The sequence below is a fragment of the Devosia sp. T2-14 genome (assembly GCF_055397495.1).
In genome coordinates this window covers 2,582,359-2,601,982 of record NZ_AP027921.1, presented here as the reverse complement: position 1 = coordinate 2,601,982, position 19,624 = coordinate 2,582,359, and the positions used below count along the sequence as shown (strand labels likewise).

18 protein-coding genes are annotated in these 19,624 nt (G+C 64.8%); 11 read left to right on the top strand and 7 right to left on the bottom strand.

The genetic code is table 11. The annotated features are described in order from the left end of the window. Positions 1–50 precede the first annotated feature (50 nt). The 3 genes from ACZ5WT_RS12730 (at position 51) to ACZ5WT_RS12720 (ending at position 5,620) form a co-directional block, all read left to right on the top strand. Positions 51–2,093, top strand: coding sequence for a hypothetical protein (locus ACZ5WT_RS12730; RefSeq protein ID WP_464284165.1), 2,043 nt, complete (start codon positions 51–53; stop codon positions 2,091–2,093). A 90-nt stretch (positions 2,094–2,183) separates the two neighbouring features. Then, on the top strand, positions 2,184–4,283 hold the full coding sequence (locus ACZ5WT_RS12725) for a type I secretion system permease/ATPase (protein ID WP_464287205.1): 2,100 nt from the start codon (positions 2,184–2,186) through the stop codon (positions 4,281–4,283). A 2-nt stretch (positions 4,284–4,285) separates the two neighbouring features. Further along, entirely contained in the window at positions 4,286–5,620 is a 1,335-nt protein-coding gene (locus ACZ5WT_RS12720) for an HlyD family type I secretion periplasmic adaptor subunit (protein WP_464284164.1), read from the top strand. A gap of 38 nt (positions 5,621–5,658) precedes the next feature. Here the strand turns inward: ACZ5WT_RS12720 and ACZ5WT_RS12715 are convergent, their stop codons facing one another. Beyond that, a complete protein-coding gene (locus ACZ5WT_RS12715; protein ID WP_464284163.1) occupies positions 5,659–6,492 on the bottom strand; it encodes a c-type cytochrome in 834 nt (277 codons plus the stop codon). A gap of 203 nt (positions 6,493–6,695) precedes the next feature. Between ACZ5WT_RS12715 and ACZ5WT_RS12710 the strand changes: the two genes are divergently transcribed. Continuing rightward, positions 6,696–7,781 (top strand): helix-turn-helix transcriptional regulator, encoded by a 1,086-nt coding sequence (locus ACZ5WT_RS12710; RefSeq protein ID WP_464284162.1) that lies wholly within the window; start codon positions 6,696–6,698, stop codon positions 7,779–7,781. 182 nt (positions 7,782–7,963) lie between these two features. On the opposite strand, the gene ACZ5WT_RS12705 is transcribed toward ACZ5WT_RS12710, so the two are convergent. Then, positions 7,964–8,554, bottom strand: a complete 591-nt coding sequence (locus ACZ5WT_RS12705; RefSeq protein WP_464284161.1) for a GNAT family N-acetyltransferase — start codon at positions 8,552–8,554, stop codon at positions 7,964–7,966. A gap of 121 nt (positions 8,555–8,675) precedes the next feature. Between ACZ5WT_RS12705 and ACZ5WT_RS12700 the strand changes: the two genes are divergently transcribed. Both ACZ5WT_RS12700 and ACZ5WT_RS12695 read left to right on the top strand, forming a co-directional pair. Beyond that, entirely contained in the window at positions 8,676–9,101 is a 426-nt protein-coding gene (locus ACZ5WT_RS12700; RefSeq protein ID WP_464284160.1) for a GNAT family N-acetyltransferase, read from the top strand. Continuing rightward, complete coding sequence (locus ACZ5WT_RS12695) at positions 9,098–9,988, top strand: DMT family transporter (RefSeq protein WP_464284159.1); 891 nt, start codon at positions 9,098–9,100, stop codon at positions 9,986–9,988. Before ACZ5WT_RS12700 ends, ACZ5WT_RS12695 begins: the two co-directional genes overlap by 4 nt. A gap of 230 nt (positions 9,989–10,218) precedes the next feature. On the opposite strand, the gene ACZ5WT_RS12690 is transcribed toward ACZ5WT_RS12695, so the two are convergent. Genes ACZ5WT_RS12690 through ACZ5WT_RS12675 form a run of 4 tightly spaced genes read right to left on the bottom strand, consistent with a single transcriptional unit; the run spans position 10,219 to position 14,263 of the window. Further along, the gene (locus tag ACZ5WT_RS12690) at positions 10,219–11,334 is read right to left on the bottom strand and encodes an anhydro-N-acetylmuramic acid kinase (protein ID WP_464284158.1); all 1,116 of its coding nucleotides are present in this window, start codon (positions 11,332–11,334) and stop codon (positions 10,219–10,221) included. Positions 11,335–11,343: 9 nt separating this feature from the next. Further along, a complete protein-coding gene (locus ACZ5WT_RS12685; protein WP_464284157.1) occupies positions 11,344–12,333 on the bottom strand; it encodes a serine hydrolase domain-containing protein in 990 nt (329 codons plus the stop codon). Positions 12,334–12,341: 8 nt separating this feature from the next. Continuing rightward, positions 12,342–13,310, bottom strand: a complete 969-nt coding sequence (locus ACZ5WT_RS12680; RefSeq protein ID WP_464284156.1) for an ABC transporter ATP-binding protein — start codon at positions 13,308–13,310, stop codon at positions 12,342–12,344. Next, complete coding sequence (locus ACZ5WT_RS12675) at positions 13,307–14,263, bottom strand: ABC transporter ATP-binding protein (protein ID WP_464284155.1); 957 nt, start codon at positions 14,261–14,263, stop codon at positions 13,307–13,309. The genes ACZ5WT_RS12680 and ACZ5WT_RS12675 overlap by 4 nt, the downstream gene beginning before the upstream one ends. 207 nt (positions 14,264–14,470) lie before the next feature. On the opposite strand from ACZ5WT_RS12675, the gene ACZ5WT_RS12670 reads away from it, so the two are divergent. The 5 genes from ACZ5WT_RS12670 (at position 14,471) to ACZ5WT_RS12650 (ending at position 19,034) form a co-directional block, all read left to right on the top strand. Next, a complete protein-coding gene (locus ACZ5WT_RS12670; protein WP_464284154.1) occupies positions 14,471–15,970 on the top strand; it encodes an ABC transporter substrate-binding protein in 1,500 nt (499 codons plus the stop codon). 105 nt (positions 15,971–16,075) lie between these two features. Continuing rightward, positions 16,076–17,026, top strand: coding sequence for an ABC transporter permease (locus ACZ5WT_RS12665; protein ID WP_464284153.1), 951 nt, complete (start codon positions 16,076–16,078; stop codon positions 17,024–17,026). Next, on the top strand, positions 17,023–17,850 hold the full coding sequence (locus ACZ5WT_RS12660; protein WP_464284152.1) for an ABC transporter permease: 828 nt from the start codon (positions 17,023–17,025) through the stop codon (positions 17,848–17,850). The genes ACZ5WT_RS12665 and ACZ5WT_RS12660 overlap by 4 nt, the downstream gene beginning before the upstream one ends. Then, positions 17,847–18,845, top strand: coding sequence for an N-acetyl-D-Glu racemase DgcA (gene dgcA, locus ACZ5WT_RS12655; protein WP_464287204.1), 999 nt, complete (start codon positions 17,847–17,849; stop codon positions 18,843–18,845). The genes ACZ5WT_RS12660 and dgcA overlap by 4 nt, the downstream gene beginning before the upstream one ends. A 9-nt stretch (positions 18,846–18,854) precedes the next feature. Continuing rightward, positions 18,855–19,034 carry a KOW motif-containing protein gene (locus tag ACZ5WT_RS12650; RefSeq protein ID WP_464284151.1) on the top strand — a complete coding sequence of 60 codons (180 nt, stop codon included), beginning with the start codon at positions 18,855–18,857 and terminating at the stop codon, positions 19,032–19,034. A 61-nt stretch (positions 19,035–19,095) separates the two neighbouring features. On the opposite strand, the gene ACZ5WT_RS12645 is transcribed toward ACZ5WT_RS12650, so the two are convergent. Beyond that, a complete protein-coding gene (locus ACZ5WT_RS12645) occupies positions 19,096–19,623 on the bottom strand; it encodes a GNAT family N-acetyltransferase (RefSeq protein WP_464284150.1) in 528 nt (175 codons plus the stop codon). Position 19,624: the final 1 nt, after the last annotated feature.

The window sequence follows — 19,624 nt, the reverse complement described above, 5'->3', positions numbered from 1 at the left end:
ACCCGGCCTGCGCGGCGCCACCGCGCAGGCCCACTGTCCGAGCGTCATGAATGCCCGCGCCAGCCGCGGCACTCGGAGGTAGCGCAGTGTTCCTGACCAACGACCCGACGACCGAGATCGTCGCCCATTTCCTCGGCTACTTCGAAGTGGCCGTCGAGGCGATGCGGACGCGGCTCGGCTACGAGCAGATCGAGGCCGCCCTTGCGCCCGGCCAGATCGATCCGGTCCTGGAACAGATTTCCGTCGAGATCACGCAGAAATTCGCCCTGGGTGCCTATCAGCCCGGCGTCGATTATGTGCCCCCGGTCTGGGAAATCCGCGGCAAGTCGCCGGTGGACGATATCGCCGCGCCCGCCCCGTTTTCGCGCATCCACCTGCCCCCGATCGACGCCGACGCGCCCGAGCACCCGCACGACGCGCCATACACCCCGACCGGCCCCTTCATCGGCCCCGAGCCCGGCTCGGTCATCGCCATCATCGCGCAGTCGATCACCCTGTCAGACGACGATATCGTGGTGCTGGGCCACTACGATGGCCCCCTGGTCTTCCAATCCGGCGCCGCCGAAGCCCTCACGCTCATGCACGGCGCGGCTTCGGCCATATCCGGCCCCGTTACCGGCGCCGCCGCGCTGCATGCCGTCAGCGACGTCCCCGTCTTCATCGAGCATGTGGCCGAGGTCTTTGCCGAACTCGCCACCGGCGAGGCTCCCCCCGACACCACGGTCCACGTCACCGAGAGCATCGAAGGCATCTATGTGAACGGCGAGCTCGTCGAGGAAGCCCCCGAGCTCATCAATGCCCTGCCCGTCCACCTGCAGCCCCTGATGGGTGGCGAGGAAGACGCGCCCCCGGAGGAACCCACCGGAACCCATGCCGAGGTCACCCTCTCGGGCGACGAGGTGGCGCCAACAGTGATGCTGCAGGCCGGTGGCAACCTGCTGGTCAACGAGGCGGGCTTCGTCAATGGCGGGATGGGCGGCGCGATCATCGCGGTCGGCGGCGACCTGCACCAACTCGACGTCATCATCCAGACCAACGCGCATTTCGATACCGACACCATCGGCGATGACGTGCCCGGCGCGGCGCAGAACCTCCCCAGCACCACCGCAGCCATCAACAGCGCCAGCTTCATTCAGGAAATCCGCGACGCCACAGGCGATGCCGCCGAGGCCAATCCCGGCGTGATGCCTTCTAACTGGCAGGTCTCCACCGTCGGCGGCGACCTCGTCTTCATCGAGTGGCTGAGCCAGTACACATTCTCGTCCGATCAGGACATCAGCGTGCTCTCCACCACCGGCGCCAACACCGTCGTCACGTCAGGCGAGAATGTGGGGCTCAACGGCGTGAGCTTCGTCAATCTGGGGCTCTATTTCGATCTCGTCATCGTCGGCGGCAATCTCTACGACGCCAACGTCATCGTGCAGACCAACGTGCTCTACGACAATGACACGATCCAGATGCTGGGCGACGGCTCAGCCGGAACGGGGTCCCTCGCCACCAGCGGGAATCTGCTGTGGAACGAAGCCTCCATCCACAATGTCGGCCCCACCAGCTTCGTCGAAGGCATGCCCGAGCATTACCACGAGGCGATGGCCAGTCTCGATGATGGCCAGCTCGGCATGCCGACCGGCTTTGCCACCGACATGCAGTTTGAAGGCTACGAGATGCTCAAGGTGCTCTACGTCGCCGGCAACATCTACGACCTGCGCTATGTCGAGCAGACCAACATCCTGGGCGACGCCGACATGGTCGCGGTGCAAAAGGCCGCCCTGCTCGAGGGCCAGCCCGAAACCCAGTGGGACATCAGCACCGGCGCCAACGCGCTGGTCAACATTGCCACCATCAAGGATTACGACGGCATGGGCGACACCGCCTATGTCGATGGCCAGGTCTATTCCGATGCCATCCTGATCCAGGCCGACATCATCGCCGCCGACAGCAGCCACCCCGGCACCGACGCACTGGTGACCGAAGTCATCGCTTTCCTCGACGTCGATGTCGCCCTCGACATGGCCCACGACGACGTTCTTGGCCCTGCCCCGCCATCAGCCGATGGCCCGCCCGCCGATATCCTTCAATCCGTGCTCGCCTAGTCCAATGCAGGCAGGGACCCGCCCATGACCACCGAGAGCCTTCGCCGATCCGGCGAGAACATCCTCGCCCGCCACCTGAATCAGAGCCAGATGGCCCGAGCCGCGCGGGTTGATCGCCTGATGTTCGACATCAGCACCGCAGCCGCTGAACTGGAAGCGCTGGCCGAGGAGGACGAGGAAGAGACCGCTGCCGAGCCCGAGGACGACCCCATCCAGCCGGAGCCGGAGCCGGAGACAGAACCCGAGCCTGAACCGCCACCCCCACCGCGCCCGGAACCCATCGAGGCGCGCGAGACCGAGTTCCGCGCGCCCGAACCCGCCGCTCGCCCCAGGATCCCGCCCATTGTCGATGCCGATCTCGGCCCGCTCAAGACCGTCAATGCCCCGGTGCGGGATGGCGGCGGCAAAGCCAGTGGCGGAGGCAACGGAGGGCGCGATGGCTTCCACAAGCGCGCCGCCACGCCCAACTTCGCCCAGAGTTTCCAGAACGGGCTCGATGTCGTCCGCACCAATCTGCTGATCGTCATGGGCTTCACGGTGTTCATCAACATCCTGGTGCTGGCCCTGCCGATCTACCTGTTCCAGATTTCCGACCGCGTCCTCACCAGCCGCTCGCTCGATACGCTGGTCATGCTCACTGCCGCCGTGGTGGGCGCCGTGGTGCTGCAGGCCGTGCTCGATGCCGTCCGGCGCTTCATCCTGATGCGCACCGCCGTCGAGGTGGCGGTGCAACTGGGCTCGCCCATTCTCAGCGCCGCCGCCCGCGCTTCGCTGCATGGCAATGGCCGCGACTATCAAGTGTTGGGCGATCTGCAGCAATTGCGCACCTTCATCGTCTCGGGCACACTTCTGTCTTTCCTCGATGCCCCGATGGCGCCGCTCTTCGTGCTGGCTGTTTACTTCATCCACCCCGATCTCGGGCACATCGTCGTGGTCGCGGCGCTCGCACTATTCGCCGTCGCGACCATCAACCAGCGCCTCACCGCCCGCCCGTTCGCCGAAGCCAACAACCTGCTCAGCCGCGCCACGCTGCATCTGGATTCCATGTCGCGGAACTCGCAGATCATCAATGCGCTGGCGATGATCCCCGAGGCGGTGCGCATCTGGGGCCGCGATACGGCGGGCTCCCTCAAAGCCCAGGTCCGCGCGCAGGATCGCAACATTCTGATGTCGAGTGTTTCCAAGGCCGTGCGCCTGCTCACCCAGGTCGCCATGCTGGGCTGGGGCGCATTCCTCGCCATTGAGGGCGAGATCACCGGCGGCATGGTGATTGCCGCCTCGATCATCGCCGCCCGCGCCCTCACCCCAATCGAGGGGGCCATCGAGGGCTGGAGCGGCTTCACCCAGTTCCGCGCCTCCTTCGGCCGCATCAAAAACCTGCTGCAATCCTCCCCGTTCAATTTCGAACGCCTGATGCTGCCCGAGCCCAAGGGACGGCTGGATGTCGAGCGCATCCTCTTCGTGCCGCCGCCCAACAAGAAGGTGCTGCTCAATGGCATTTCGTTTTCGCTGCTGCCCGGCGAGTCCCTGGCTGTGATCGGCAATTCGGGTGCCGGCAAGACCACGCTGGGCAAGATGCTGGTGGGGTCCATCCTGCCCACATCCGGCTCGGTGCGCCTTGACCTGATGGACCTGCGCAATTGGGACCAGCGCCAGTTCGGCGAGAATATCGGCTATCTGCCGCAGGATGTTCAGCTTTTCCCCGGCACCATCAAGGCCAACATCGCCCGCATGCGCGAAGATGTCAGCGATCAGGCCATCTATGACGCCGCCGTTCTGGCCGACGTCCACGAGCTGATCGCCGCCTTCCCGCAGGGCTACGAAACCTATGTCGCGGCCGATGGCGCCCCGCTTTCGGGCGGTCAGAAGCAGCGCATCGCGCTGGCCCGCGCCTTCTTCGGCGATCCCAAGCTGGTGGTGCTCGACGAACCCAATTCCAATCTCGATGCGCTCGGCGAAGCGGCGCTGGCCAAGGCGCTGCTGCATGCCCGCAAGCAGAAGATCACCGTCGTCACCATCACCCAGCGCCCGGCTCTGCTCAACGTGGTCGACAAGATCCTCGTGCTCAGCAATGGCTCGGTGTCGATGTTCGGCTCCCGCGCCGAGGTCATGGCCGCCTTGACCCAGAACAAATCGGCCAACGCCGCTCAGGCCGGTATCGACGCACCGGCGCCAGCGGGAGGGAAATAGCCATGTCCGCTGCCGCCGAGCTGCAAAACCTGGAATGGTATTCGGGCGTTCCCCGCTCCATCCGCAAGCAGACCCTGTTTGGCTTCGTGCTGGTCGTGGCGGCCTTCGGCGGCTTTGGCGCCTGGGCCGCCTTTGCGCCCCTCTCTGCCGCCGTCATCGCCCCCGGCAGCTTTGTCGCAACCGGCGAAAACAAGATCGTCCAGCATTTCGAGGGCGGCATCATCAAGGACCTGATGGTGCGCGAGGGCGATCAGGTCACCGCCGGGCAAAGCATGCTGCTGCTCGACGAAACCGCCGCCCATGCCAATGCCCAGCAGTTACAATTGCGGCTGGTGCGGCTCGAAACCATCTGGGCCCGCCTCAGCGCTGAAGCCGATGGCCTCACCGACTATCAGCCTCCACCCAGCGTCCTGGCCCTGCTCGACAATCCCGAAGTGGCCATGATCAACGAGAGCCAGCGCACCAATTTCAACGCCGCGCGCGACAAGCTGGATAACGAAACCGCGCTGATGCAGCAGAATGTCGCCGCCCTCCAGTTCCGCATCGAGGGGCGGCAGGCCCAGATCGCCTCGATGAACCGGCAACTGGACCTTCTGCGTGAAGATTACACCGTGATGGTCGACCTGCAGACCAAGGGCGTTGCGCCCCAGTCCTCAGTCCGCACCATCGACCGCTCCATCGCCGATGCAGAGGGCGACGTCGCCCGGCTGGAATTCGAGGTGCGCGAGGCCGAAGCGCAGATCGAGAAATATCGCCGCGAGATCATCCAGGCGACGGACGCGGTCCAGCAGGCGGCGCTTGATGAGATGCAATCGGTCGAGGCCGAGCTCGACGCCTTGCGCGAGCAGATCCAGCAGGCCAACAACGTGCTCGCACGCACCACCGTCGCCGCGCCGGTCGCCGGCACGATCGTGCGCATGTATTACCACACGACCGGCGGCGTCATCGAAAGCGGTAAGCCCATCTTCGAGATCCTGCCGGCCAATGTGCCGCTGATCGTCGAGGTCAAGATTCCGCGCATGCAGATCGATGAGGTCAATCAGGGCCAGTCGGCCACGGTGCGTCTCACCGCGCTCAACCAGCGCACCACGCCTGTGCTCAACGGCGAGGTTATCTACGTTTCAGCCGATACCATTGCCGACGCCGCCGACATGAACCAGGAAGTCTATGTGGCCCGCGTCAGCATTCCGCCCGAGCAGCTGGCCCGCGTCGACGGCTTCACGCCCACGCCCGGCATGCCCGCCGAAGTCTTTGTGCAGACCCGCGAGCGCACTTTCTTTGAATATCTCATCAAGCCCGTCACCGACAGCATGTCCAGGGCCTTCCACGAGCAGTAGCGACCCCGCGACGCGCCGCAAGCGCCGCGGGGCCAGCCTCACGGCGTCGGGATCGAGGGCAGCGACCGCAGATAGGCAACGATGGCCTTGAGGTCATCGGTCTTCATCTGCGCATAGAGCGGGAAGGCCATGGGGCCGGTCAGCTTGGACCCGTCAGGCCGCTCCCCCTTGGTGATCAAGTTGACGATCTCTTCGTCGCTATAGTCGCCCAATCCATACGGCGTGATATTGGCCGAAACCACCGTGCCCCACGGGCCATGGAACGGATTGCCGCCGGCACCCAGCAGGGTCTCGAATTGCGGGCGGCTTTGCTCGTCGAACTTGGTGTGGCAGACCGTGCAATGACCCACGGGCCCCGCCAGGTACTCGCCATAGGCCACCGTGATCCCCTCCGGCACCGACGCCACCGAGCTGATCGGCGGGCCATAGGCTGGCGGCAGCGGAATATTGTAGGTCGAAACGCCAGGGTCGTTCTCCACCGCCGGCACGGTGCGCAGATAGGCAACGACCGACGCCAGGTCATCATCGGAAATGCCGCGATAGACCTCGAACGGCATGGGCGGGCCGATCAGCGTGCCGTCGGGGCGTAGGCCCTCGCGGATCGCCTTGGCCAGCTCGGCGTCGCTCCACTTCGAGACGCGCCCGCCCGGCGTGATGTTGGGAGCGATGGCGGTAAAGGCATCGGATTGCTCGACCAGCCGGCCGCCCAGCGACTTGCTGGCATCGAACCCGGCCTCCCCGAACGGGGTGTGGCAGCTGCCGCAGGCCATGATGGTGTTGACGAGATAGTCTCCGCGATCGACCGACGCCGCCTGTGCGGCCCCCGTCGTTGCGCACAGTGCCAAGGCAAGTACCGGCAGAATTGATCTCATGTGTCGTCCCCTCGCAACGCGCCCCACAGGCGACTTACTCTATCGGACAACACATCCAGAACCCCATGACCAACTGTTCAAATCGCATGACTGCGCGTCCCAATGTCTGACGAATTCTCCGCAACGCAATCCGCTATTCTTGCATCAATGTTGCGGTAACGAACGATTTGTCTCTATGGTGACCCATTTGTTTGGCGAGGCGCATGAACAATTCCGCTACTGTTGCGCATCCGCGTGCCCCGCACTGCATGACCTGGCCGTTTCCGCCCGGGCTGGACAACTTTGCCGCCTGGCGCGCCGCCCTGTCCCGCCTGGTCGACTGTTCGATACCAGCCACTGAAGACCCCGGCCGGTTCGACTTCCACGGACGCAGCTGGCAATTGCCGGAATGTTTCGTGCAGGCCGGTGGCGGGTCACCGATGCGGATGGTCCGCTCGCGCGAGGTCATCGCCGACCGCCCCAATGCGCAGATGGCGCTCTACCTCGTCATCTCCGGCGCTATCTCCACCGAATATGAAGGCCGCCCCGTCACGCTGGGGCCGGGCGATATCGTCATCAACGACTATTCCCGCCCCTATCACAGCGAAACCTCGGCCTATGAGGGCATAACCATCACCTTCGACAAGGCCACCGCTCCGGACGGCTTTCACGGCGACGTGCATGGGCTGGTGCTCGAAGCGCACTCGGCCCCCGCCATTATCCTCGGCACCCAGATCCGCGCGGTAATCGACAACTTTGCGGGCCTCAGCACCGATCAGGCACAGGTGGCCTTCGACGGCATCTTGCGCCTCGCCGAAGCCTCGTTCGGCGCCGCCGTGCCCGATCTGACCCGCAGCGACGCGTCCGTATTCGAACGCGCCTCCCGGCTGGCAAGGCGCCGCCTCGCCGACGCGGATTTCGGCCCCGACGAGCTGGCCAGTGCGCTCAACGTCTCGCGATCCAAGCTCTTCCGCTCATTTGCCGATCATGGCGGCGTGCAGCGCTGGCTGCTCGGCGAGCGGCTCACTGCGAGCCTGCAGGCCATGGTGCGCTCCGGCGGCAAGCTCAAGGTTTCGGCCATCGCCCACCAGCATGGCTTTCGCAGCGAAGCCCATTTCAGCCGCGCCTTCCAGAAGCGCTACGAAACCAGCCCCAGCTCGGTCCTCGCTTTGGCGCGGCAGACGCATGGGACCATGCTTTACCTGGAATGGGTGGAAACCCACGCCAACCGTTATGGCGCGACTGTGGAGGCATGGCTGGTCTCGGCACTGGCCGCCGGCCGGACGACCGAAAACTCCGGCCCAGCCTAGGCCGCCATGCGGCGAGTGAGGCGTCGGGCCCAAGCGCCAACGGTCACTCGCCAATGCGGTGAAGTTGCCCCCAAGCATCACCGCACGCCATAGAGGCGCGCCCAGCTACCGGGAACCCGCCGGGGAACACCATGCCCATCCGTCCCCATCGCATGACCGTGCGTCCCAATTGCCGCAAAGGGTTAGCGCGGCTGCTCGAGCTGCCAGTTCAGGTTGGATCGCACAGCGGGCCATTCGGACGCGATGATGCTGTAGACGCAGGTGTCGCGGAGCGTACCGTCGCGCATGCGCATGTGCTGGCGGAGCACGCCATCGAGTTTGGCGCCTACCCGTTCGATGGCTCGGCGGCTCTGCTGGTTGAGGAAATGGGTGCGGAATTCCACTGCCAGGCATCCCAGCTGATCAAAGGCATGCGCCAGCAGCAGCAGCTTTGCCTCCGTGTTGAGCGGCGTTCTTTGCACGCGCCTGGCATACCAGGTGCCGCCGATTTCCAGCCGCGGGCTATCGATATCGATGTTGAGATAGGTGGTCATGCCAACGATGGCCTGGCTCGCCGGGTCGATCACGGTGAAAGGCAGCATCGTGCCCTTTTCCTGCAATCCGAGGCAGCGTTCGATCTGTGCAGCCATGCCCTCGGGCTTGGGCACTCCCGTATACCAGAGCTTCCACAGCTCGCCGTCTTCTGCGGCCTTCACCAACCCATCATGATGCTCTCGCGATAGCGCCACGAGTTTAACGCGCCGCCCTGCCAGCGTAACGGTGTCCAATGCCATATCCGCCCCCAAAATCCCCGCCAGTCTAGTCTCGGCGCGTTGCGCCAACAACTTCCTGCCCCTCCATTCTGGCAACTTGCCCCGCGATTGAATACCGTCGCGGCGTTGTTCCGAGACTCGCATGACTTACTTTATTGAATTGACCGCCGAACCGTCCGAGGCCGACCTGGCCAGGGTTGCCGAGGGACTGACCTCTTTCAACACGGCCGATGCAGGCCCATCGGGCCGCGTGCCCCTCGCCATTCTGGTGCGCAACGAGGCCGGGGCGGTTATCGGCGGGCTGTCGGGCTATACTGCCTGGGGCTGGCTTTATGTGCAGTGGCTGTGGCTGGCCGAAGCCCTGCGCGGCCAGGGTCTTGCCGGAAAACTGCTCGCCATGGCCGAGGCCGAAGCTGCTCAGCGCGGCTGCCACGGCGCCTATATCGACACGTTCAATCCCGCCGCGCTGCGCGTCTATCAGCGCCAGGGCTATGCCGTCTTTGGCGAATTGGCCAATTTCCCGCCGGGTCGCACCCGCTCCTTCCTGCAGAAGCCCTTATCCCCATGAGCCAGCCCTCCCGCACCATTCCCGGCATTCTGCTCTGCGCGATCGGCATTGCCTTCCTCTGCCTGATGGATGCCGTCGCCAAGGCGCTCGGCGCCAGCATGCCCACGTTCATGATCGTCTTTGTGCGCTATGCCGGCGCCGCCCTTTGGCTGGCCCTTTACATCGCGCTCACCCGCGGCGCCTGGCCGCTGCGCCAGAATTATGCCCGCCATGCCCAGCGCGGCGCGTTGATGGCCCTCACGGCCTGCTTCTTTTTCTATGGCGTCACCAATCTGCCGCTGGCCGTGGTGGCCGCGCTCGGTATGAGCGCCCCGATCTATGTGTCGCTGTTCGGCATCGTGTTTCTCAAGGAGCCGGTGTCGCTCGGGCTGGCGGGTGCCATCCTGCTGGGCATTGCCGGATCCATCGTCATCGTGTTTGGCGGCGATCCCATTCAGGTGTCCGGCTCGTCCGACCTGCTCGCCTGGGGCGCGGCCATTCTTGCCCCCATGAGCTATGCCGCCGCTATCGTGCTGATGAAGCATCACGCCGCCGATGAAGGCGCCGCCACCATGACTCTGGCGCAATCGACCGTCGCCGCTGCTGTCGCCCTGCCGCTGATCGTGCCCGGCTTTGCCATGCCTGCCGTTGCGAGCTGGCCGCTGATCGCATTGATCGGCCTGCTCGGGGCGTTCGGCTTCCTGTTCCTGATCAACGGGCTCAAGCGCATCCCGGCCTCGGTTTTCGCCGTGGTCGATTACTCCGCCCTGCTCTGGGCTGCCGGCTTTGGCTACCTGTTCTTCAGCGAAGTCCCCGAACTGCGCCTGTGGATCGGCGGCGGCCTGATCATCGCCGCCTGCGCCCTCGGCTTCGTCGTCGCCCAACGCCGCGAAGCCGCTGCGGCCTAGCAGCATCGCCGCCTGGGGCCTTTTGTGCGCCACCACCCCCACCCTCATTCCCTCCCCACAAGGGGGAGGGATGCGCAGGAGCCGATGATTTCGAGTTGAAAGAATGGGGGCAGGCAATTCCCGCACCCCCGATGCGGTTCCCTCCCCCTTGTGGGGAGGGCTAGGGTGGGGGTGCCGGCCTCTCACCGAACGCCGAGCAGGCACGCTCCCCCCATGTCTTGTCCCCCAGCCTAACCGGCCACCTTCCCGCCCGTCATCGGGGCAGCAACGCCCGTCGTGGTTGGGAAGCTGATCGGCAGGCCGCGCAGGGTGCGCACGGCGAGGAAGGCGAAGCACTCGGCCTCGATGGCATCGCCGCGCCAGCCGACAGCCTCGCCGGGCACGGCAGTCACACCGGCGCGCGCGTTGAGCATGGCCATGATCGTCGGGTTGCGGCGGCCACCGCCGCACACGATCAGCTTTTCAGGGCGGCGGGGCAGCAGGTCCAGCGCCTTGCCCACGGCCGAGGCCGTGAAGGCCGTCAGCAGCGCCGCGCCACTTTCGGCATCCATGCCGCGCGCCATGTCGGCGGTGAAGTCGAAGCGGTCGAGCGACTTGGGATAAGCCGCGGTCATGTAGGGGTGCTCAAGCAGCTTGGCGAGCCGGGCCTCGTCCACCATTCCGGCCGCGCCCAGCGCGCCGTCGCGGTCCATTTCGCCCAGGCCGAGCGATTTGACGAAGTCGTTGATCGGCGCGTTGGCCGGGCCGGTATCGAAGGCGATCACCTGATCGGCGCCATCCCACCACGTAACGTTCGCCACGCCACCGAGGTTCAGCACCGCCGTTTCACCCTTGGCGCCCAGCGTGCGCAGCAGCGCCGCGTGATAGACCGCCGAGAGCGGCGCGCCCTGCCCGCCTGCGCGGACGTCCGCCGTGCGGAAATCATAGGCCACCTTGGTGCCCAGCAGCTGCGCCATCAGCGCGCCATCGCCCAGCTGGCGGGTGTCGCCGATGCGGCCCGGCTGCGGCGCGCGGTGCAGCACGCTCTGACCATGGAAACCGACCACGCCGATATCGGCCATGGTCATGCCCTGCCCTTCGACAAAGCTGCGCACGGCGGCCGATTGCGCCTTGGTCAGCGCGGCTTCGGCTTCGGCAAAGATGGCGGGCTCGGCGCCCTCGAAATTCCACACGCGCGCCTGCGCCAGCGTTTCTTCCAGCAGGTCGCGCACCGACTGGTCATAGGGGGCCAGCGTATACTCGCCGAAGGTCTCGATGGTTTCGCCATCGGTCTTGATCAGCGCGATATCGATGTTGCCGTCCAGCACCGTGCCGGTCATCAAGCCAATTGCCCAGATCGGGTCCATGAGAAAATCCTATGCGAGGTTGATGGCGTCGCCGACGGCGCGCCGCAGGGCAATGATGCCGCTGTCGAAATGGCGGGTGGGATGAATGCGGTTGGTCAGCAGCGTCCAGGCGCGGCCCCGTGCAAAGTCCACCCACAGGCCGGTGCCGGTGAACCCGGTATGGCCAATGGTCTGTGCCGAGCAGTGCTCCCCGCCCGACCAGCCCTCATAGGGCCGTTCCCAGCCATGGGTGCGGCGGCCCGATAGCGGCGTGCGGATCAGCTCGATCGCCTTGGCCGATGCGCCTGACCCGTCGAGCAGCCCTCTGGCGAAATCAAGCACCGACCCTGCCGTGCCGAAAAGGCCGGCATGGCCCGAGCCCTGCAGGGCCGAACAATTGTCGTCATGGACTTCGCCCACCAGCACCCGGTTGCGCCAGGTGCAGTCCTCGGTCGCGGCCGATTGCGCAGGGTCGGCCGACCAGCCAAAACCCTTGCCCGGATCGAGGTCACGCCAGCTCTTCTTCGACAGCCGCTCCAGCGCGAAGCCGAGCAGGATAAAGTTGATGTCGGAATAGACCGATGGGCCGGCCCGCCATTCGCGCTGCAGGATGAAGGCGCGCAGCAGATCGGGATCGCGCCCATAGGTATAGATCGGCTCCACCGCCGGGAATGGCGTCTGGTGCCCCAGGCACTGCCGGAAGGTGATCTTCCGTTCCCAGGCATCGGCGTTGTACTGCCGGAAGTCCGGCAGCACCGAGATCAGCGGCGCATCGAGGTCGATGGTGCCAGCATCCGCCAGCTTCAAAATCTCGGTGGTGGTGAAGATGACCTTGGTCAGCGATGCCAGATCGAACCAGGTGCCCTCTTCCATTGGCCGCTGCATCGGCACGGTCTGGGCCGAACCGACGGCGCGCACCATGCGATTGCCGTCGCGGTCGACGACGCCCAGCACCCCACCGGGGATGCGGCCATTCCCGACCGACGCCTCGAGCGCCGCGAAGGCGCGATCAAATCCCACGGACGCGCTCATGCGGCGGGATAAAGGTGGCAGGCCACCTCCGTCTTGCTGCCGGGCTCGACTTCGCCATCGCGTGGTCGCGCCAGCTGGGGGCGGACGCTGTTGCAGATGTCCATGGCCACCGGGCACCGCGTATGGAACGCGCAGCCGGTCGGCGGATTGGATGGGTCCGGCAATTCGCCCTGCAGCACGATGCGCTGCTTGCGCTCGACGCCGGGCCGCGGAATGGCCGACAGCAGCGCCTGCGTATAGGGATGCTTGGGCGCCTCCATGATTTCTTCGGCGGGCCCCACTTCCACGATCCGCCCCAGATACATCACCGCGATACGGTCGCTGACATGGCGGATCACCGACAGGTCGTGGCTGATGAACATGATGGACAGGTTCAGCCGCTTCTGCAGATCCGCGATCAGGTTGATGATCTGGCTCTGGATCGACACGTCGAGCGCCGAGACGGCTTCGTCGGCCACCAGCAGCTTGGGGTTGAGCGCCAGCGCTCGCGCGATAGCGATACGCTGCCGCTGCCCGCCGGAGAATTCATGCGGATAGCGCTTGCCGGCATCCTCGGGCAGACCGACGATCTTGAGTAGCTCGGCCACGCGCTTGGCCCGCTCCTCGCGGTTGCCCACGCCATGCACCACCAGCGGTTCGCCGATGATCCCGCCCACGGTGTGGCGCGGATTGAGCGAGCCGAACGGGTCCTGGAAGATGATCTGCAGGTCGCGGCGGCGCGGCTTCATCGCGCGCTGGCTGAGGCCCATCAGGTCCTCGCCCTCAAACAGGATTTCCCCACCACTGGGTTCGATCAGACGGAGCAGCGAACGCCCCAGCGTCGACTTGCCGCACCCGGATTCACCAACGACGCCAAGCACTTCGCCCGCGCCGATTTCCAGCGACACGTCGGAGACGGCGTGGACGACGGCGCCATTGTGGCCGGGATAGGTCTTGCTGAGATTGCGGAGTTCTAGAAGGCTCATGCTGCAGGGTTCCAGCACCGGATCAGATGCGCGTCGCCCACCAGGGCGGGCATATCCGTGCCGCAGGGCGCCACCATGGCATGGCAGCGCGGATGAAAGGTACACCCGGCGGGGCGGCGGCCCGGAGGCGGCACCTGACCGGGAATGGCCGGCAGTTCGACGCCGGGAGGATTGGACGCAGGAATGGTGCGCAGCAGCGCCTCGGTATAGCGATGGCGCGGATGTGCGAAGAGCTCGACAGACGTCGCTTGCTCCACCACCCGCCCGCCATACATCACCGCCACGCGGTCGCAGTACTGCGACACGACGCCCAGGTCATGGGTGATCAGCAGCACGGCCATGCCGGTTTCGCGGCGCAGGTCGTCGAGCAGGTCCAGAATCTGGGCTTGCACGGTCACGTCGAGCGCGGTTGTCGGTTCGTCGGCCACCAGCAGCTTGGGCTCGCAGGCCAGCGCCATGGCGATCATGACGCGCTGGCGCTGCCCGCCCGACATTTGGTGTGGATAACGCCCCAAAGCGGTCTGCGGTGACGGGATTCCGACGCGCGCCAGCAGTTCCACGGCGCGGGCCTCGGCCTCGGCGCGGCTCACCTTGCGATGAAGTAATACCACTTCGGCGATCTGGTCCCCTACGGAGAAGACCGGGTTGAGCGAGGTCATCGGCTCCTGGAAAATCATGGCAATCTCGTTGCCACGCAGGGCTTCGAGGCCCTTGTCGTCGAGCTTGAGGATGTCCTTGCCGTCAAATTCGATGCTGCCGCTGACGATCCGCATCGGCGGCTCGGCCAGCAGCCTCATGATGGACAGCGCGGTGACCGATTTGCCGCAGCCTGACTCCCCCACGAGACCGAGCATTTCGCCTGCAGCGATGGTCAGCGACACCCCTTCGATCACCGGCCGGCTACCGACGTCGATATGCAGATCTGTAATGTTAAGCAGTGCCGGTTCGGCCATAGATTCCAACGGGTTCGGGTCAAGAGCATAATCGCCAGGTCCACCGGATATCATATCCACAGGACAGCTTGCACGGCCTGAGTTAGTACCATAGCGTTGGCCTTGTCCAGACTGGTCTTGTATTGGACTTAGTGTGGTATTTCGCGCCGCCCCGCCATTCAGAGGCGCGCAACGCGATCGCGCGAAATTCATCTCGGAGGATAATTAATGGCTTTGAAAAAGCTCGGAATTGCGCTGCTCGCCACCACGATGTTCGTCGGCGCGGCTGCAGCCGCAACCATCGACGTCGCCATCGACTCGTCGCCTGCCGGCCTTGATCCGCACCTGATCACCGCGTTCAACTCGGTCGTCATCGTGCAGAGCAACATCTATGAAGGCCTCACCGCCATCGACAAGAACCTGGCCGTTGTGCCGGCTCTGGCCGAAAGCTGGGACGTGTCTGAAGATGGCCTGACCTACACGTTCCACCTGCGTTCGAACGTCGTGTTCCACGATGGCTCGACCTTTGACGCAGAAGACGTGGCCGCTTCCATTCGTCGCGTCCAGGCTGAAGCCACCGCTTCGCCGCTCGCCAGCCGCGTTTCCCCGATCACCGGCATCACCGTGATCGATCCGGCCACCATCGAATTCAAGCTCGATGCGCCCTTCGCCCCCATCCTGACCTCGCTGTCGGGCATCGCCATTGTTCCGGCTGAAGTCGAAACCAATGTCGAAGCGCTGCAGCAGGCTCCGGTCGGCACCGGCCCGTTCAAGTTCGCCGAGTGGCAGCCGAACGGTTTCATCAGCCTGGCCAAGAACGACGCCTACTACGTGTCGGGCTCGCCCAAGGTCGATGAAGTCCGCTTCAATTTCGTTCCGGAATCGGCAACCCGTCAGGTTGGCGTGACCAGCGGCGAATATGACCTGCTCCCGGGCATCGATCCGGCAACCGCGCTGCAGCTGCAGGGCCAGCCCGGCGTGACCGTTCAGGAAACCCGCGACATCGCCTACACCCTGCTCGGCATGAATGCCTCGCGTGAACCCTTCACCAATCCGAAGGTCCGCACCGCGGTCAACATGCTGCTGAACCGCCAGGAAATCATCGACGGCGCCCTGTTCGGCGCTGGCGTTCCGGCCGGTCCGCTCTCGCCCGCACTGGTGAACTGGGCTGTCGATCCGTCGACCTATGCCTGCTACACCACCGACGTTGAAGGCGCCAAGGCGCTCCTCGCCGAAGCTGGCGTCACCACCCCGCTCAAGCTGACCATGAACGTGCTGCCGCGCCAGGATACGCGCGACATCGCTCAGGTCGTGCAGCAGCAGCTGGCGGCTGGCGGCATCGAAGTCGAGCTGATCACCCAGGAAATCGGTGATTTCGTGCAGTCGTGGCGCAATTCGGACTTCGACATGTTCGTCTCGGCCAATGGCGGCAACCCCGATCCCGACGAGTACTTCTACCGCACCTTCCGCGGCGGCGGCTCGACCAACGTCTTCAAGTATGACGACGCTGAGATCGACGCATGGCTCGACGAAGGCCGCACCCTGACCGACGCAGCAGCCCGCAAGGCTGTCTACGACAAGGTCCAGGCCAAGCTGGCTTGCGAAGGCCCGGCAGCGCACATCGCCTATGGCACGCTGTTCTCGGCCGTCAACGACAAGGTCCAGGGCTTCGAGATCTTCCCGAATGGCCGTCTGACCAGCCTCGTCAACGCGACCGTCTCCGAGTAAAGACCTACCCGGCGCAGTGCTTCGGCACTGCGCCGTCCTGTTTCTGGACCATCGGGTCCCTATCCGGACGCCACAGCGTCCGCTGCAATAATCGAGCCCCTGTTTATGCCGATGCGCTTCATCATGAGCCGGATTGCCGACCTGTTGGTCGTGCTGTTTGGCGTCTCGATCGTCGTTTTCCTGATGATCCGCCTTATCCCCGGCGACGCTGTCGCCATCATGCTTGGCGCCAATACCGAAATCACCCCTGAGCGCATTGCCGAACTCGAGTCCCGCGTCGGCCTCGACAAGCCCATCCTGGTTCAATACGGCCAGTGGATCTGGGGCGCGCTGCAGGGCAATCTGGGCACCTCCCTGTGGACCGGCCGTCCGGTCACCCAGGAAATCGCCGCCAATCTGTGGCCAACCGTCGAGCTGACCCTGCTGTCGGTCCTGTTCGGCGCCGGCCTTGCCATTCCGCTCGGCTGCTTCATGGCCGAAGCGCGCGGCAAGGGCGCCGAAGTCGCCGTCCGCATCGGCGCCATTGCCGGTTTGACCATCCCCTCCTTCTGGCTGGGCATCGTCTCGATTTTCCTAGTCGCCAAGTTCCTGCCCGGCGTGCAGGCGCTCGGCTATGTCCCCTTCCATCAGGACCCCATCGGCAATCTCAGCCGCATGATCCTGCCGGTGATTGCGCTGTCGCTGCCGATGCTGGCCAATCTCTCCCGTTTGGTGCGCTCGGCCATGCTCGATGCGCTCAATCAGGACTATATCCGTACGGCGAAGGCCAAGGGCGCCGGTCGTCGCCGCATCATCTACAAGCATGCGCTGCGCAACGCGCTGATCCCCTTCATCACCAGCGTCGGCGTTTCGGCCGGTTATCTCCTTGGCGGGGCCATCGTCATCGAGCAGGTCTTTGCCATTCCGGGCCTCGGCCGGCTGGTGCTGGGCGCCATCGCCGAGCGCAATTATCCCCTGGTGCAAGCCACCATTCTGGTCATGACCTTCGCCTTCGTCGTGGTCAATTTCATTGTCGACCTGCTCTATGCGGTCATCGACCCGCGGGTTTCCAAATGATCGCCTTCATGCAGCGCAACAAGCTGCTCACCTTCGCCGCCGTCTTTGTCGCGCTCCAGCTTCTGCTCGCCATCTTTGCGCCCCTGCTCGGCCTGCAGGACCCGTTCCAGCAGGTCATGGTCCAGCGCATGAAGGGACCTAACCTCGTCAACTGGCTGGGCACAGACCAGCTCGGCCGCGACGTGCTCGCCCGCATCGTGCACGGCTATCGTACCTCGCTCCTCACCTGCGCCACCGCCGTGGCGCTGTCGCTCGTCGTCGGCGGTACTCTCGGCATGCTGTCGGCCTATTATGGCGGCTGGTTCGATCGCATCACCATGCGCATCATGGACGTGCTGTTTGCCTTCCCGATCATGCTGCTGGCCATTGCCGTCATCGCCGTGCTGGGCCCCAGCACCTGGAGTGCTGCGCTCGCCATCGCCATCGTCTATACGCCGATCTTTGCCCGCCTGTTGCGCGGTCCGGCGCTGGTCATTTGCGAGAGCGAATACGTCAATGGCGCCAAGGCCATCGGCGCCTCCGACTTCCGCATCATCTTCCTGCACCTGCTGCCCAATCTCAGCTCGGTCGTGCTGGTTCAGACCAGCCTGCTGCTCTCGGCCGCCGTGCTCGTGGAAGCCTCGCTGTCCTTCCTCGGCCTTGGCGCTCAGCCGCCGACGCCCTCGCTGGGCCTGATGCTGTCGGAAGGCCGCAACTTCCTGCTGCTGTCGCCATGGCCTGCCGTGTTTGCCGGCTTCGCGATCCTCTTCCTGTCCTTCGGGTTTAACCTCTTGGGCGACGCCCTGCGCGACACCCTCGACCCGCGCCTCAAGGCCGTCTCCTGATGTCTGCCAAACTGACTGCCGCCGTCGAAAGCTTTGCAATCGACGGCGTCTTCACCATCGCCCGTGGCTCCAAGACCCATGCCGAGGTGATCCGCGTCACGATCGAACGCGATGGCCTTATCGGCCAGGGCGAATGCGTGCCCTATGCGCGCTATGGCGAAACCGTCGCGGGCACGCTCGACACCATTCTGTCGCTGACCGATCAGGTCGCGGCTGGTCTCGACCGGCAGGGCCTGCAAGCCGCCCTGCCCCCCGGCGCCGCGCGTAACGCCGTGGACTGCGCCTTCTGGGATCTCGAGGCCAAGACCGGCAACACCACTGCCGCCGCCATGGCCGGCATTACGCTGCCGCCTGATCTCGTCACCTGCTACACGATCAGCCTCGGCACGCCCGAGGCGATGGCGGCCGCTGTCAAAGCCGCCGGTGGCTATCCCCTGCTCAAGATCAAGCTGGGTGGCGAAGGCGACATCGAGCGCCTCAACGCCGTACGCGCCGCCGCCCCTAATACCCGCCTCGTCATCGACGCCAATGAAGGCTGGACCGAAGCCAATCTGGCCGCCAACCTCGCCCATTGCGCCGTACTCGGCATCGAGCTGGTCGAGCAGCCCCTCCCTGCGGGGAACGACGCCATGCTGGGCGCCATCACCCGTCCGGTTCCGGTTTGCGCCGACGAGTCCACCCATCACCGCGACGGGCTGTCCGCGCTGGTCGGTCGCTACGACGCCATCAACATCAAGCTCGACAAAACCGGCGGCCTTACCGAGGCCCTCGCCATGGTTTCCGCCGCGCAGTCGCTCGGCCTCAAGATGATGGCCGGCTGCATGGTCGGCACCTCGCTCGGCATGGCGCCCGCAGCCCTCGTCGCCGCATCGGCCGACTGGGTCGACCTCGATGGCCCCCTCCTGCTCCAGGCCGATCGTCCGCACGGTCTCACATACACCCACGGCAAGGTTAGCCCAGCCGCACCGATCTGGGGTAACTTCACGGACCGATAGGAGCCGAGGATGACCGGGATCAAAAATGGCGATCGCTGCACTGTCGTCGCGGGTACCCACAAGGGTCGCTCGGGCGTGGTGCAGGATCTCAACACCAGCAAGACGGGGCACCTGACCATCACGGTGCGCGAAGACAGCGGCGAGCGGTTCAAGACGCTCGCCAAAAATGTCGTGGTGCAGGAAAACTAGCGGCAAAACGCAAGAAATCCGTCAGCATGCTGCAAGACGCTGCGTGTTTGCGTATTCGCGCTCAGGCGGCGTCGGGCGCTGGCCGCTCAAACAGAATAGATGAGTGTTTCTGGTAGGTTGTGCGGGCATATTCGCGGAAACCGAGGGTTTCGGCGAGCCTGATCGAGGCCGCATTGGCCGGGTCGATCATGCAGACAGTCTTGGGAATTCTTTTTGAATCTGCATAGGTCAGCACCGCTTCCATCGCCTCGCGGGCCAGCCCCTTGCCGTGATAGTCCGGCAGCATGGCCCACCCCGCTTCCGGCGTATCGCCAAAGGGCGGATCGATGTCGCGGTGAAAGTTGGCCAAACCAAATTCGCCAACAATCTCATTGCTTTGGCGGTCGACGCCAACAAAATATCCAAATCCCAGCAGCTGCCAGTGGCCCGCATAACGCAATATGCGGGACCACACTTCCTCCTGCGTGCTGGGCCGTCCCCCGATGAAACGCGTCACATCGGGGTTCGTCCAGAGCCGGCTGCAGCCAACGAAATCATCCAGCGTGTGACCACGCAAAATCAGTCGCTGAGTCTGCAAAACCGGCGGCATT

Excerpts from the sequence above, each read along its gene's own strand:
- ACZ5WT_RS12730 (WP_464284165.1), top strand. The coding sequence starts at position 51 with ATGCCCGCGCCAGCCGCGGCACTCGGAGGTAGCGCAGTGTTCCTGACC.
- ACZ5WT_RS12725 (WP_464287205.1), top strand. The coding sequence starts at position 2,184 with ATGGCCCGAGCCGCGCGGGTTGATCGCCTGATGTTCGACATCAGCACC.
- ACZ5WT_RS12720 (WP_464284164.1), top strand. The coding sequence starts at position 4,286 with ATGTCCGCTGCCGCCGAGCTGCAAAACCTGGAATGGTATTCGGGCGTT.
- ACZ5WT_RS12715 (WP_464284163.1), bottom strand. The coding sequence starts at position 6,492 with ATGAGATCAATTCTGCCGGTACTTGCCTTGGCACTGTGCGCAACGACG.
- ACZ5WT_RS12710 (WP_464284162.1), top strand. The coding sequence starts at position 6,696 with ATGAACAATTCCGCTACTGTTGCGCATCCGCGTGCCCCGCACTGCATG.
- ACZ5WT_RS12705 (WP_464284161.1), bottom strand. The coding sequence starts at position 8,554 with ATGGCATTGGACACCGTTACGCTGGCAGGGCGGCGCGTTAAACTCGTG.
- ACZ5WT_RS12700 (WP_464284160.1), top strand. The coding sequence starts at position 8,676 with ATGACTTACTTTATTGAATTGACCGCCGAACCGTCCGAGGCCGACCTG.
- ACZ5WT_RS12695 (WP_464284159.1), top strand. The coding sequence starts at position 9,098 with ATGAGCCAGCCCTCCCGCACCATTCCCGGCATTCTGCTCTGCGCGATC.
- ACZ5WT_RS12690 (WP_464284158.1), bottom strand. The coding sequence starts at position 11,334 with ATGGACCCGATCTGGGCAATTGGCTTGATGACCGGCACGGTGCTGGAC.
- ACZ5WT_RS12680 (WP_464284156.1), bottom strand. The coding sequence starts at position 13,310 with ATGAGCCTTCTAGAACTCCGCAATCTCAGCAAGACCTATCCCGGCCAC.
- ACZ5WT_RS12675 (WP_464284155.1), bottom strand. The coding sequence starts at position 14,263 with ATGGCCGAACCGGCACTGCTTAACATTACAGATCTGCATATCGACGTC.
- ACZ5WT_RS12670 (WP_464284154.1), top strand. The coding sequence starts at position 14,471 with ATGGCTTTGAAAAAGCTCGGAATTGCGCTGCTCGCCACCACGATGTTC.
- ACZ5WT_RS12665 (WP_464284153.1), top strand. The coding sequence starts at position 16,076 with ATGCCGATGCGCTTCATCATGAGCCGGATTGCCGACCTGTTGGTCGTG.
- ACZ5WT_RS12660 (WP_464284152.1), top strand. The coding sequence starts at position 17,023 with ATGATCGCCTTCATGCAGCGCAACAAGCTGCTCACCTTCGCCGCCGTC.
- ACZ5WT_RS12650 (WP_464284151.1), top strand. The coding sequence starts at position 18,855 with ATGACCGGGATCAAAAATGGCGATCGCTGCACTGTCGTCGCGGGTACC.
- ACZ5WT_RS12645 (WP_464284150.1), bottom strand. The coding sequence starts at position 19,623 with ATGCCGCCGGTTTTGCAGACTCAGCGACTGATTTTGCGTGGTCACACG.